The organism is Neobacillus sp. MER 74 (genome assembly GCF_023714155.1).
The window spans coordinates 359400-374187 of sequence record NZ_JAMAUV010000002.1 but is presented as its reverse complement, the minus strand read 5'-3'; the positions used below and the strand labels follow the sequence as shown (position 1 = coordinate 374187).

The 14788-nt window shown below is 38.7% G+C and carries 13 protein-coding genes; 12 read left to right on the top strand and 1 reads right to left on the bottom strand.

All coding sequences use genetic code 11. From position 1 onward, the window contains the following. Nucleotides 1-75: 75 nt before the first annotated feature. From spoIIP to deoC, 12 genes are all read left to right on the top strand, one after another. Complete coding sequence (gene spoIIP, locus M3610_RS06265; RefSeq protein WP_251457395.1) at nt 76-1278, top strand: stage II sporulation protein P; 1203 nt, start codon at nt 76-78, stop codon at nt 1276-1278. 19 nt (nt 1279-1297) lie between these two features. After that, entirely contained in the window at nt 1298-1624 is a 327-nt protein-coding gene (locus tag M3610_RS06260; RefSeq protein WP_098575640.1) for a DUF3679 domain-containing protein, read from the top strand. A 116-nt stretch (nt 1625-1740) separates the two neighbouring features. After that, entirely contained in the window at nt 1741-3576 is a 1836-nt protein-coding gene (lepA, locus tag M3610_RS06255) for a translation elongation factor 4 (RefSeq protein ID WP_251457392.1), read from the top strand. Between the two features lie 79 nt (nt 3577-3655). Then, nucleotides 3656-4789 carry a radical SAM family heme chaperone HemW gene (gene hemW / locus M3610_RS06250; protein ID WP_251457389.1) on the top strand — a complete coding sequence of 378 codons (1134 nt, stop codon included), beginning with the start codon at nt 3656-3658 and terminating at the stop codon, nt 4787-4789. Nucleotides 4790-4921: 132 nt separating this feature from the next. Further along, entirely contained in the window at nt 4922-5953 is a 1032-nt protein-coding gene (gene hrcA, locus M3610_RS06245) for a heat-inducible transcriptional repressor HrcA (protein WP_251457642.1), read from the top strand. A 106-nt stretch (nt 5954-6059) separates the two neighbouring features. Further along, nucleotides 6060-6659 (top strand): nucleotide exchange factor GrpE, encoded by a 600-nt coding sequence (gene grpE, locus M3610_RS06240; RefSeq protein ID WP_373561729.1) that lies wholly within the window; start codon nt 6060-6062, stop codon nt 6657-6659. 30 nt (nt 6660-6689) lie between these two features. Next, the gene (dnaK, locus tag M3610_RS06235) at nt 6690-8525 is read left to right on the top strand and encodes a molecular chaperone DnaK (RefSeq protein WP_251457386.1); all 1836 of its coding nucleotides are present in this window, start codon (nt 6690-6692) and stop codon (nt 8523-8525) included. Nucleotides 8526-8687: 162 nt separating this feature from the next. Further along, the gene (gene dnaJ / locus M3610_RS06230) at nt 8688-9815 is read left to right on the top strand and encodes a molecular chaperone DnaJ (RefSeq protein ID WP_098575552.1); all 1128 of its coding nucleotides are present in this window, start codon (nt 8688-8690) and stop codon (nt 9813-9815) included. Nucleotides 9816-9833: 18 nt separating this feature from the next. Next, nucleotides 9834-10775, top strand: a complete 942-nt coding sequence (prmA, locus tag M3610_RS06225) for a 50S ribosomal protein L11 methyltransferase (RefSeq protein ID WP_251457384.1) — start codon at nt 9834-9836, stop codon at nt 10773-10775. Between the two features lie 105 nt (nt 10776-10880). Further along, complete coding sequence (locus M3610_RS06220; protein ID WP_251457382.1) at nt 10881-11630, top strand: 16S rRNA (uracil(1498)-N(3))-methyltransferase; 750 nt, start codon at nt 10881-10883, stop codon at nt 11628-11630. Nucleotides 11631-11636: 6 nt separating this feature from the next. Beyond that, nucleotides 11637-13004, top strand: a complete 1368-nt coding sequence (gene mtaB, locus M3610_RS06215) for a tRNA (N(6)-L-threonylcarbamoyladenosine(37)-C(2))-methylthiotransferase MtaB (RefSeq protein WP_251457380.1) — start codon at nt 11637-11639, stop codon at nt 13002-13004. A 99-nt stretch (nt 13005-13103) separates the two neighbouring features. Further along, a complete protein-coding gene (deoC, locus tag M3610_RS06210) occupies nt 13104-13778 on the top strand; it encodes a deoxyribose-phosphate aldolase (RefSeq protein WP_251457378.1) in 675 nt (224 codons plus the stop codon). 24 nt (nt 13779-13802) lie between these two features. Here the strand turns inward: deoC and M3610_RS06205 are convergent, their stop codons facing one another. Then, nucleotides 13803-14738, bottom strand: a complete 936-nt coding sequence (locus M3610_RS06205) for a Na/Pi symporter (RefSeq protein WP_251457376.1) — start codon at nt 14736-14738, stop codon at nt 13803-13805. Between the last annotated feature and the right edge of the window lie 50 nt (nt 14739-14788).

Sequence of the window (14788 nt, the reverse complement as noted above, 5' to 3'; positions counted from 1 at the left end):
TAAGTTAAAATTCGGGTTCTACCAATTCTAGTAGCTTCATATCATTTACTAGAATCCGTTTTGCGAGGTGGAACCATGAAGGCTAGAAATTCAGGAACTTTTGTTATGGTGCAAGGGACAAGTCTACTTAAAGCCGCTGGAGTATTGTTGCTATTTATGCTTTTGATTTTCTCTATTAGTGGGTTGTTAACCTCGTTAAAGCCACAATATCGACCGATGTCGTCTTCAGTAAATCAGGCAGCTACAAATGTAAATGGGGAATTGCTCTATCAATTAATGGGTTGGGAAAATCATCATTTCTTATCCGTTGAACAAGATTGGACCTCAGCTCCAACATTAACGAACCTTGTATTTAAGCTATCAAGCAATATTAATTTGAATGATCCCCGAAGTCTCTTAGGAAGAGAACTCCCAGGTTTTTATGAATTTGATGGAAAAATTCTAGTCGCTGGTGAGGGGACGAACTACACAAATATGCCGATTGAATCTGCGCCGCCGCTTGATATTATGAAAGCGGAACGAGAGGCAGCCTTGACAGATTTAGAAATTACCGAGCATCCATCTAGTGAGAATACCCCGTCAGCACCAGATCAAACCACTGGTAAACGGAAGGTAGTCTATCTATACTTCTCGCATAATCGGGAATCCTATCTTCCATATTTAAAAGGGGTAACAAATCCCAACCTTGCATATCATTCGAAAATCAATGTGACGAATATTGGTGATCATTTAAAAGCAAGTCTCGAGGACAGAGGAATCGGAACAACTGTTAATAAAACAGACATTCAGGCAAGCTTAAATAAGAAGGGGCGGAAATTTTGGCAATCCTACGATGAATCCCGTCCGGTGGTTCAAGCAGCCATGGCATCAAACAAAGATATAAGTTATTTGATTGATATTCACCGGGATTCTCAACGAAAAGCACAAACAACCGTGGATATTAAAGGTAAATCCTATGCGAGACTGGCCTTTATTATCGGGGGGAAGAATCCTAATTATGAAAAGAATGCAAAACTTGCAAAAGCTCTCCACGAACTTCTTCAAAAGAAATATAAAGGCTTAAGCAGAGGAGTAATTATTAAAAATGCAGCCGGTTCAAATAGTATCTATAATCAAAACCTCTCTGAAAATGCCATGTTGATTGAATTTGGCGGAGTAGATAATAGCTTTGAAGAATTAAATCGTTCCGCAGATGCCTTAGCGGATGTATTTAGTGAATTTTACTGGCAGGCTGAAAAGGTTAACAAGGATGTTGAACAATCAACAAAAAAACAATAGTTGTAAGGGAGCATTTTTTATGAAGATGTTCATGTTAAAAAGCCTATGCTTGGCTGCTCTCATGTTAATCTCTGTTTTAGTAGGTATGCAATTGGCTAATGATGGTATTCACAAAATGAAAGGCTATGATGATCCAAATTTTCAAAATGCTGTACGTTTAAATGGGGCAGACAATAACTTTCAAGCTACCTTTTTGGGAAACGAAATCTCAAGTCATGATCTAGAGGCAAAGCAAAAGAAACTCGAACAAATAAGTGCATATAATTTTTTCTCTTCTATGGGGAAGAAGATGTCTGAGGGGATATCAGGGGTTTCTGAAAAATTAGTTCATCTTATTGCTGATTAAAATAATTGAAGTGGCACCAGTTAGGTGCCGCTTTTCGATTTTGATTGAATCTTGTTAATCCTATTGATATAATTCAAAATAGTGTATATGTGCGAGTATAGTAGGAGTGAAAGACCGTGAACAATAATGAAAGACTCAAACGACAATCAAAGATTAGAAATTTCTCAATTATTGCCCATATTGATCATGGGAAATCAACATTAGCTGACCGAATTTTGGAGAGAACCAATGCATTGACCTCTCGGGAAATGAAAGATCAGCTCCTTGATTCGATGGACCTTGAAAGAGAACGTGGAATTACTATTAAATTAAATGCCGTCCAGTTAAAATACAAAGCAAAAGATGGAGAAGAGTATATTTTCCATCTAATTGATACACCAGGACATGTCGATTTTACGTACGAGGTATCAAGGAGCCTTGCAGCATGTGAAGGGGCTGTTTTAGTCGTTGACGCTGCACAAGGAATTGAAGCACAGACACTAGCCAACGTTTATCTTGCCCTTGATAACGACCTTGAAATCTTACCCGTCATTAACAAAATTGACTTACCTAGTGCAGATCCAGAGCGTGTTCGAGGTGAAATTGAAGATGTTATCGGTTTGGATGCTTCGGAAGCCGTATTAGCTTCAGCAAAGGCTGGGATTGGGATTGAAGAAATCCTTGAACAAGTTGTTCAGAAAGTCCCTGCACCACAGGGAGACCCAGAAGCACCATTAAAGGCCCTTATTTTCGATTCCCTTTATGATGCCTATCGAGGTGTTGTCGCGTACATTCGTGTGGTCGAAGGAACCGTTAAAGTCGGCGATAAAGTAAGAATGATGGCTACTGGGAAAGAATTTGAAGTAAATGAGGTAGGCGTATTTACACCAAAAGCAACTATGCGTGATGAGTTAACCGTTGGTGATGTTGGCTTTTTATCAGCATCAATAAAAAATGTCGGCGACACTCGTGTGGGTGATACGATTACAAATGCAAAAAATGGGGCAACAGAGCCACTTCCAGGTTACCGGAAACTAAACCCAATGGTTTATTGTGGACTTTACCCAATTGATACAGCAAAGTTTAATGATCTGCGTGAAGCGCTTGAAAAGCTTCAGTTAAATGATTCTTCACTTCAATTTGAACCAGAAACATCGCAAGCACTTGGATTTGGTTTCCGTTGTGGATTCTTAGGATTGCTTCACATGGAAATTATTCAAGAACGGATTGAACGTGAATTTAAAATTGATTTAATAACGACAGCTCCGAGTGTTATCTATCATGTTCATATGACAGATGGCTCCGAAATAAGGGTCGACAATCCATCAGATTTACCGGATCCACAAAAAATTGACCGTGTGGAAGAGCCATATGTGAAGGCTACGATGATGGCTCCAAATGATTATGTAGGGACCATTATGGAACTTTGCCAACAAAAACGCGGTATTTTTGTGACAATGGAATACCTGGCAGAAAACAGGGTAAGTATTATCTATGAGATGCCATTAGCAGAAATTGTCTATGATTTCTTTGATCAACTGAAATCAAGCACAAGAGGTTACGCATCCTTTGATTACGAGCTCATAGGTTATAAACCTTCCAGCCTTGTTAAGATGGACATATTGTTAAATGGTGAAAAAGTGGATGCATTAAGCTTTATTGTTCATAAAGACTTCGCTTATGAACGAGGGAAGATAATTGTTGAAAAACTGAAGGAGCTAATTCCAAGGCAGCAGTTTGAAGTTCCGATTCAGGCAGCAGTAGGTCAGAAAATTATTGCTCGTTCTACAATTAAGGCTATGCGTAAAAACGTTTTAGCCAAATGTTATGGCGGAGATATTTCTCGTAAACGAAAATTATTAGAAAAGCAAAAAGAAGGTAAAAAGCGGATGAAGCAAGTAGGATCCGTGGAAGTACCACAAGAAGCATTTATGGCTGTCTTAAAAATGGACGATAGCAACACAAAAAAATAAACTAGCTGGGGGTTAGGACAAGCCATATTTTTAGGCGAATTCTAGCCTCTTTTTGTTGAAGAATGAGGAAGTGAACGAAATGATTAAATCAGCCTATCTCCATATCCCTTTTTGTGAGCATATTTGCCATTATTGTGATTTTAATAAAGTATATCTAAAGGGTCAGCCGGTTGATGATTACCTAAAAGCACTTGAACAAGAAATGAAAATGACTTTAACCCAATATCCAACAACGTCTCTTGAGACGATATTTGTGGGTGGGGGTACACCGACATCGTTAAATGAGAAGCAACTTTATCAATTTTGTGAAAGTATTAACAGAAATTTACCAATGGATGAGACTATAGAATTTACCTTTGAGGCGAATCCTGGTGATTTAACGGCAGGGAAATTAGAAATATTAAAAGAGGCTGGGGTTAACCGGATTAGCCTAGGAGTTCAAACGTTTAATGGGGAACTACTGCAGAAAATCGGCCGTGTCCACAAAGCGAAAGATGTTTACCAAACCATTGATAAAGCAAAATCTATAGGTTTTGAAAATATCAGTATTGATCTTATCTTTAGTTTACCTTCACAAACTCTTACGGATTTTAAGGAAACATTAAAAGAGGCTTTTTCGCTTGATATCACACACTATTCTGCCTATTCCTTAATCATTGAGCCAAAAACAGTTTTTTATAATTTGTTAAAAAAAGGAAAACTGCCAACTCCTGGTGAGGATGTGGAAGCTTCGATGTACGAATTGCTAATGGAAGAAATGGAAAAGCATGGTTTCAACCAATATGAAATTAGCAATTTTTCTAAACCAGGGTATGAGAGCAGACATAACCTTACCTATTGGAATAACGATTCCTATTATGGGTTTGGGGCAGGTGCACATAGCTATTTAAATGGGATAAGACGTTCGAATATTGGTCCCTTAAAAAGGTATATGGAGCAAATAAACAATGGCATCCTACCAGTAATGGAAAAACATCAAACATCAAAAATTGAGCAAATGGAAGAGGAAATGTTTTTGGGACTGCGAAAAACTGCCGGTGTTGCCATTCCTCATTTTATTGAAAAATTTGCGGAAGATCCCCTTCAATTATTCGAAAAAGAGATTAGAGAATTAACGGCAAAACAGTGGTTAGATGTGGGAAAAAATCATATATTTTTAACGAAAAAGGGTAGACTGCTAGGAAATGAGGTATTCCAGGCATTTTTAAGGTAAGCAAGATAATAATTATTGTCTTGATAAGTGCGGTTTCCTGTTCTTTTTGATTGACACCATCCCCCTTCATTTGATAATTTATTAATATAATTAGCACTCGTTAACTAGGAGTGCTAACAGAGGTGATGAATGTTGCTAACAGATCGTCAATTGTTAATTCTTCAGGTTATTGTTGATGACTTTATTCGATCTGCCCAACCAGTCGGCTCAAGAAGTTTGTCGAAAAAGAAAGAGATTTCTTTCAGTTCGGCAACCATTCGTAATGAAATGTCCGACCTTGAAGAGTTGGGGTATATTGAAAAGACACATACCTCTTCAGGTCGTGTCCCATCTGAAAAAGGATATCGCTATTATGTGGATCATTTATTGTCTCCGCAAGTATTAAATCAACATGATACATCTATCATTCAGTCGATTTTTGCTGAGAAAATTTTCGAATTCGAAAAAATTATCCAAAGGTCCGCGAAAATATTATCGGACTTAACGAATTACACATCAATTGTTCTTGGTCCGGCTGTTAGTATTAATAAGTTGAAAAAAATTCAAATTATCCCGTTAAACAAAGAAACAGCCGTAGCTATTTTTGTTACAGATACGGGCCATGTAGAAAATAGGACTTTTTCATTACCAGCATCAGTAGATGCTAGTGATTTAGAAAAAACAGTGAACATTTTGAACGATCGCTTATCCGGCGTTCCTCTCGAAGACCTGAATGATAAGATTTATAAAGAAGTAGCGATGCTTTTAAGGCAGCATATCCATGATTATGACTTAATGCTGCATACTATCGCTGATTCATTAAAAATGCCAGTTAATGAAAAACTTTTCTTCGCTGGAAAGACCAATATGTTAAGCCAGCCAGAGTTTCATGATGTAACAAAACTCCGCAGCCTATTAACGATGATTGATCAGGAAGAGTGGATGTATAATTTAATCAGGAATGATTCAGCTGGAATTCAAGTTAAAATTGGTACGGAAAATAATAATAGTGTCATGGATAATTGCAGCTTAATCACAGCTACCTATACGGCTGGTGTTGAAAATTTAGGGACGATTGCCATTCTAGGTCCCACAAGGATGGAATATTCCCGAGTCATTAGCTTATTACAATTTTTAAGTAAGGATTTAACGGCTGTCTGGACGAAATTGTATCAAAATAAATAGCTCGGGTAATATTGAATAGGGGTGAAATACCTGTTTCAACCCCCTTTTACTATGAAAATGAATTATCCTATATATGACAGTAAATGCTTTAAGGGAGGTGAGTAAGTTGACAAACGAGAATAACAATACGTTAAATGAAGAAATGGAAGTTGAAAGTACTGATAATGTTGAACTTACCGAAGAAAAAACGGTTGAGACTGTTTTTGACGAAGGTGCAGCAACAGAACAAACAGAGGATTCACCTGTTGATGAAAAAGACCAAGAAATTCAATTGTTGAAAGAAAAGTTAGAGGAAGCAGATAATCGATATCTACGCTTGCAAGCAGACTTTGATAATTTCCGGAGACGTTCTAGGTTAGATCTAGAAGCGAGCCAAAAATATAGAGCACAAAAACTTATTACCGATTTATTGCCTGCAATTGACAACTTTGAAAGAGCAATGAAAATTGAAGCAGATAATGAACAAACTAAGACACTTCTACAAGGAATGGACATGGTTTACCGCAGTTTGCTTGATGCCCTGAAAAATGAGGGTGTTGAACCAATTGAATCTGTAGGTAAAGAATTTAATCCACATCAGCATCAAGCTGTCATGCAGGGTGAAGATGAGAATTATGGCCCAAACATTGTAACGGATGAATTTCAAAAAGGTTACTTATTAAAAGACCGTGTGATTCGAGCTGCAATGGTGAAAGTAAATCAATAAAACTACATATATTTTTAGGAGGAAAAGGAAATGAGTAAAATTATCGGTATCGACCTTGGTACAACTAACTCTTGTGTTGCAGTCCTTGAAGGTGGCGAACCAAAGGTTATTCCAAATCCAGAAGGTAATCGTACGGCTCCTTCCGTAATCGCGTTTAAAAATGGGGAACGCCAAGTTGGTGAAGTTGCTAAACGTCAAGCAATTACAAATCCAAACACGATCATGTCCATCAAACGCCATATGGGCACAAATTATAAAGTGGATATTGAAGGAAAAGAATATACACCACAAGAATTATCTGCGATTATTCTTCAATACTTAAAGTCTTATGCAGAAGATTATCTGGGCGAGCCAGTTACAAAAGCAGTAATTACAGTACCAGCTTACTTTAATGATGCAGAACGTCAAGCAACAAAAGATGCGGGGAAAATTGCTGGTCTTGAAGTAGAACGTATTATAAATGAGCCAACTGCTGCTGCACTTGCATATGGTTTAGACAAAACCGATGAAGATCAAACCATCCTTGTCTATGACCTTGGCGGTGGTACATTTGACGTTTCCATTCTAGAATTAGGAGACGGTGTCTTCCAAGTTAAATCAACTGCTGGTGATAATCGCCTTGGTGGAGATGATTTTGACCAAGTCGTAATTGATTACCTTGTAGACCAATTCAAAAAAGAGAATGGAATTGACCTCTCACAAGATAAAATGGCATTACAACGCTTAAAGGATGCGGCTGAAAAGGCGAAAAAGGACTTATCAGGTGTAACTTCTACGCAAATTTCATTACCATTTATCACTGCTGGTGCTGCTGGTCCGCTTCACCTTGAAGTTACTATGACTAGAGCAAAGTTTGATGAATTGTCTGCTCATCTTGTAGAGCGTACAATGGGTCCAACTCGCCAAGCATTAAGCGATGCTGGTTTAACTCCTTCAGAAATTGATAAAGTAATCCTTGTTGGTGGTTCAACACGTATTCCTGCTGTTCAAGAAGCAATTAAAAAAGCGACTGGACAAGAGCCGCATCGTGGGGTTAACCCTGATGAAGTGGTAGCAATGGGTGCTGCGATTCAAGGTGGAGTTATAACTGGAGATGTAAAAGACGTTGTATTACTTGACGTTACGCCACTTTCCCTTGGTATTGAAACAATGGGTGGTGTATTTACGAAACTAATCGATCGTAATACAACAATTCCAACATCTAAATCACAAGTATTCTCTACTGCTGCTGATAATCAGACAGCTGTTGATATTCATGTTCTTCAAGGGGAACGTCCAATGGCGGCTAATAACAAGACCCTAGGACGCTTCCAATTATCTGATATTCCACCAGCTCCACGTGGAATTCCGCAAATTGAAGTAAACTTTGATATCGATAAGAATGGTATCGTAAATGTTCGTGCAAAAGACCTTGGCACTAATAAAGAACAACAAATCACAATTAAGTCTTCAACTGGGCTTTCAGATGAAGAAATCCAAAACATGGTTAGAGAAGCTGAAGAAAACGCAGAAGCGGATAGACTGCGTAAAGAAGAAGTGGAACTTCGTAACGAAGCAGATCAACTTGTCTTTACAACAGAAAAGACTTTAAAAGATCTTGAAGGTAAGGTTGATGCTGGTGAAGTAGCTCAAGCTAATGAAGCTAAGGATGCGTTAAAAGCTGCGATTGAGAAAAACGACCTTGAAGAGATCCGTGCGAAAAAGGATGCATTACAAGAAATCGTTCAAGCTCTAACAGTTAAACTTTATGAACAAGCGGCAGCTGCTCAGCAAGCTCAACAGGGAGGCCCTGAGGCTGGAAATACTGCTGGTCCTAAAGATGATGTTGTTGACGCAGAATTTGAAGAAGTAAAAGAAGATAAATAGAAAAGCGGAAGCGCCTAGGCGCTGGAGCTAGACATTTATCCAAGTTTTCACAGCTCAGAAAAAAGTCAAAGTCAGAACTATGGGCTTTGGCTTTTTTATTGCATTAACATTGTGATGAATGATACAATAACCTCTATGTGACAGATTCGGGAGTGGGTAATCATGAGTAAACGGGATTACTATGAAGTACTAGGGCTAAGTAAAAGTGCTTCAAAGGATGAAATAAAAAAGGCCTATCGAAAGCTATCAAAACAATATCATCCAGATATTAATAAAGCAGCAGATGCGGCAGATAAATTTAAAGAAATAACAGAGGCATATGAAGTATTAAGCGATGATCAGAAAAAGGCCCATTATGATCAATTTGGCCATACGGATCCAAACCAAGGATTTGGCGGCGGTGATTTCGGCGGCGGCTTTGGAGGATTTGAGGACATCTTTAATACTTTCTTTGGCGGCGGTGGAGGCGGAAGAAGACGTGATCCAAACGCACCAAGACAAGGAGCAGATCTTCAGTACACGATGACGGTTTCTTTTGAAGAAGCAGCCTTTGGGAAAGAAACTGATATTGAAATTCCTCGCGAAGAAACTTGTGGAACATGCAGCGGTTCTGGTGCAAAGCCTGGAACGAAACCAGAGACTTGCCAGCACTGTCATGGAACAGGTCAGTTAAATGTAGAGCAAAATACTCCATTTGGAAGAATCGTCAATCGACGTACTTGTAATCACTGTCATGGGACAGGGAAAGAAATTAAACATAAATGTTCTACTTGCGGTGGTAAAGGAAAAGTGCAAAAACGCAAGAAAATTCATGTTAAAATCCCTGCGGGTATTGATGATGGTCAACAACTCCGCATGTCAGGACAGGGAGAAGCAGGAATTAACGGTGGACCTCCAGGGGATCTTTATGTTGTATTCCAAGTAAGGCAACATGAGTTTTTTGAAAGAGATGGCGATGATATTTATTGTGAAATGCCGATCACTTTCGTTCAAGCGTCACTAGGTGATGAGATTGAAGTGCCTACCCTACACGGGAAAGTGAAACTAAAAATTCCTGCAGGTACTCAAACAGGGAAAAAATTCCGTTTAAAAGGAAAAGGTGTTCCTAATGTTCGTGGATACGGTGTTGGCGATCAATATATTATAGTTCGGATTATTACCCCAACAAAGTTATCTGATAAACAGAAGCAGCTTTTAAAAGAATTCGCAGAGCTTAGTGGCTCTTCACCGATTGGTGAACACGAAGAAAGTTTTTTCTCAAAAGTAAAACGTGCCTTTAAAAGCGAGTAAGGATTGGAGTTGGTAGATGTGAAATGGTCTGAAATCAGTATTCACACAACAAATGAGGCGATTGAACCTATTTCTCATATTTTGCACGAAGCTGGGGCGAGTGGCGTAGTCATTGAAGATCCATTTGAACTAACGAAAGAAAGACAAGATCAATTTGGAGAAATCTATCAACTCAATCCCGATGATTATCCAGATGAAGGCGTGATATTAAAGGCGTACCTTCCGGTTAATAGCTTTTTAGGTGAAACGGTGGATGCAATTAAGGAATCCATTAATAATTTGATTATTCATAATATCGATATCGGTAAAAATAAAGTGACAATAAGTGAAGTAAATGAAGAAGAATGGGCAACAGCATGGAAAAAATATTATCATCCTGTGAAAATTTCTGAAAAATTTACAATAGTACCAACTTGGGAGATTTATACTCCGGTCAGCAGTGATGAATTAATCATTGAATTAGATCCAGGAATGGCGTTTGGAACCGGAACACATCCGACTACTGTCTTGTGTATTCAGGCTCTTGAAAGAACGGTTCGTCCTGGTGACCGGGTTATCGATGTGGGAACAGGATCGGGAGTATTAAGCATTGCCGCAGCTATGCTAGGTGCTGAAGATGTTCGTGCATTTGATCTTGATGAAGTAGCAGTAACAACTGCAAGAGTGAATATTAAACTTAATAAAGTAAGTGATCGAGCAGTTACTGCCCAAAATAATCTATTGGATGGGGTAGAGGAAAATTCTGCTGATGTTGTTGTAGCTAATATATTGGCCGAAGTAATATTACGGTTTACTGAAGATGCTGCAAGAGTTGTCAAACCTGGCGGATCGTTCATTGCCTCTGGGATCATTCAGCAGAAAAAAGATCAAGTCAAAGATGCGTTAGTTGCTGTTGGCTTTGAGATATCCGAAACTATTTTGATGGAAGATTGGGTTGCTATTGTTGCCAAACGGATATAATGGTTGAATAAGAGGGGGCATACCCCTTTTTTTCGTGCCATGCTTTTAGAACAGACATTTCTTTAGTAAAATAAGGTGTGAATGATTTAGAGAGGGTGCAAAAGTGTGCAACGGTACTTTGTTAAACAACGAGTAAACGACGGGCGCTTTTTGATTGATGATGAAGACCGCCATCATATCGTAAAAGTTATGCGCATGCAAATTGGTGACCAAATTATTTGTGTTGATCTAGAGGGGAAGCAAGCAGTATGTGCTCTTGCAGAAATTACCGATACAAGTGTTGTTGCAGACGTTGTACAATGGAAAGATGGGGTTTCTGAACTGCCCATTTCAATTACGATTGCTAGTGGACTGCCTAAAGGGGACAAGTTGGAATGGATTATCCAAAAAGGAACAGAACTAGGTGCGTATCAATTCCTACCATTTGCAGCAGCTCGTTCAGTTGTTAAATGGGATGAAAAAAAAGCAGCGAAAAAAGTAGACAGATGGCAAAAAATTGCAAAAGAAGCTGCGGAGCAATCCCATCGTGCCCTTTTACCAGATGTCCTTAGTGCCATTAGCTTTAAAGATTTGCTCTTAAAAAGCAAAGATTTTCATTATAAATTAGTTGCCTTTGAGGAAGAAAGTAGAAATGGGGAAACTTCCGTTTTTGCTGATACACTAAAAAAAATCAATAAAGGTGAAACACTCCTTATCGTTTTTGGCCCAGAAGGCGGCTTAACTGATGAAGAAGTTAGGCAATTAAAGGATAGCGATTTTGCAGTTTGTGGGTTAGGTCCAAGGATATTACGAACCGAAACAGCCCCTTTATATGCACTATCAGCAATTTCCTATCATTTTGAATTAATGAGGTGAAAAATAATGGCAACAGTTGCGTTTCATACTTTAGGTTGTAAAGTTAATCATTATGAAACTGAAGCTATTTGGCAGTTATTCAAACAAGAAGGATACGAACGGGTTGATTTTGAATCAATTTCGGACGTCTATATTATTAATACTTGTACCGTAACAAACACTGGCGACAAAAAGAGCCGTCAAGTCATTCGCCGTGCCGTTAGGAAAAATCCTGATGCGGTTATTTGTGTAACAGGATGCTATGCACAAACATCCCCTGCTGAAATTATGGCTATTCCTGGTGTTGATGTTGTGGTGGGAACACAGGACCGTATAAAAATGCTTGAATATATTGAGCAATATAAGCTTGAACGTCAGCCAATTAATGGGGTTGGCAATATCATGAAAAGCCGCGTCTATGAAGAACTAGATGTTCCCTCCTTTACAGACAGGACTCGTGCTTCTTTAAAAATTCAAGAGGGTTGTAACAATTTCTGTACTTTCTGTATTATTCCTTGGGCCCGCGGGTTAATGAGATCACGTGATCCGAAGGAAGTAATTCGGCAAGCCCAGCAATTAGTTAATGCAGGTTATCAGGAAATTGTTCTTACAGGTATTCACACAGGCGGATATGGGGAAGACATGAAGGATTACAATCTTGCCCAATTACTTCGTGATTTGGAAGCAGTAAATGGACTAAAGCGCCTGCGCATATCATCTATAGAAGCAAGTCAGATTACTGATGAAGTAATTGAAGTGATTAAACACTCACCTATAGTAGTCCGACATTTGCATATTCCGTTACAATCTGGGTCGAATTCTGTCTTAAAAAGAATGCGCCGTAAATATACAATGGAGTTCTTTGGAGAAAGATTAGATCGACTAAAAGAAGTTCTTCCAGGCCTTGCTGTCACGTCTGACGTTATTGTCGGTTTCCCAGGTGAAACTGAGGAAGAGTTTATGGAAACATATAATTTTATTAATGAGCATAAATTTTCTGAGCTACATGTGTTCCCTTATTCTAAACGTACAGGAACTCCCGCTGCTCGGATGGAAGACCAAGTCGATGAAGAAATAAAAAATGAACGAGTTCATCGCCTCATCGCGCTTTCTGATCAATTGGCAAAAGAATATGCTTCAAGATTTGAGGGTGAAGTCCTAGAAGTAATCCCTGAAGAGGTGTCAGCAGAAGAAGCCGATTCTGGTTATCTAATCGGATACACTGATAACTACATGAAGGTTATTTTCTCGGCGCCAGAGGATATGATTGGTAAAATTGTTAAAGTTAAAATTAACCAAGCTGGATACCCGTACAATCGTGGGCAATTTGTTAAGGTTGTTGAGGAGTCAATTTCCAAAACAGAATTGTTTATTGAAGAAGAAGCTGCCATTTAAGGACCATTTAGGTCCTTTTTTTTTATTGTGTTTAGGTTAAACTATGGACAGCAGCATATTACTTTCTAATATTATTTGGCAATCGAAGGGAGTTTGTACATGGCTACTAAAAATATTGCTGCAATGATTGATCACACACTACTGAAGCCAGAAGCGACGAAGCACCAAATTGAAGCACTTTGCCAGGAGGCGAAGGAATATAAATTTGCTTCGGTTTGTGTAAACCCTACATGGGTAAGCACCGCAAAAGAATTGTTGCAAGGTAGTGGAGTGATGGTTTGTACCGTAATTGGATTTCCATTAGGGGCAACCACTTCTGAAACAAAAGCATTTGAAACGAAAAACGCAATTGATCATGGCGCGGAAGAAGTGGATATGGTCATTAATATTGGAGCCCTCAAAGATGGTAACGATGAATTAGTGGAAAACGATATCCGAGCTGTTGTTGAGGCTGCAAAGGGTAAGGCACATACGAAGGTGATTATAGAAACTAGTCTGTTATCAAAAGAGGAAAAAATTCGAGCCTGTGAGCTATCTTTAAAGGCTGGTGCAGATTTTGTTAAAACTTCCACAGGATTCTCTACAGGGGGAGCGAAGCCAGAGGACATTGCTTTAATGAGAAAAACAGTCGGTCCAGACATGGGTGTAAAAGCATCTGGTGGGGTTAGAAGTACAGAAGATGTCCAAAAAATGATTGAGGCCGGCGCAACTAGAATTGGGGCAAGTTCAAGTATCGCTATCATCAATGGCCTTACAGTGACTTCCAATTATTAAAAAAGACGGCGAATGCCGTCTTTTTTAGGTGATTTTAGATGGTCTATCATGTAAAAATAAAATCATCTTGCCAAATCTGGTTGCAAAAGGTAAGACAATTATCGAAGTAACTACATTAAAAATGACGCTAATATGTGCTAATTGTACATTTTTGGTCTCTGCAAGAAGTGGAGCATTTTCAGTAAGTGTTGGGATTAGTGGGATAAACAGCAAAACCCCAAATACATTGAGCCAAACATGCGCAAATGCAGCTAATCTCGATTCCTTGCCGCCGCCAATCGAAGCAATTAGAGCTGTGATACAAGTACCAATATTCGCACCAAGGACAATAGCTATACCCGCATCTAGCTTCAAGAGTCCGGTTAATAAAAAACTCATTGCAATTCCAGTCATCGCAGTACTCGATTGAATAATGGCTGTAATAATTGTACCAGTTAACAGGCTTAAAAGAATATGATCATTAATGGAAAGGATATAATTATTGATAAAATTCATAGATGTTAATGGGACTGCAAGCATCTCGAACCCTTTCATAGCTGCAAAAACTGAAGAGATACCAAATAGCAGCATCCCGATACTTCTTGCTTTTTTATTTTTTAATAAAATAAGCAGAGCTCCGCAAATGGCGAGAGGAACGAGAACTTTATCTATATTAAAGGTAATTAATTCTGTTTTAAAGGTAGTTCCAATATTTGTACCGAGAATTATTCCAATTGACTGAGGGAAGGTCATTATTCTTGCTGAAATTAACCCAATTGTAATTACCATTACGGCAGTACTACTTTGTAAAAGTGCAGTAATAAATGTCCCTGTTAGCATCCCTTTTAAAGGAGTACTAGTAAGTTTAATCAGCCACCCCTTTAATTTGTTGGCCGATAAATTAAACAATGCAAATCGCATAATGGTCATCCCAAAGATAAATAATAAAATGCAAAGAACAAATAATAATATGTATAGCATTATACGGCCCCCCCTTGCTTCATTGTATGGTTGTACTATGAGGGACATGC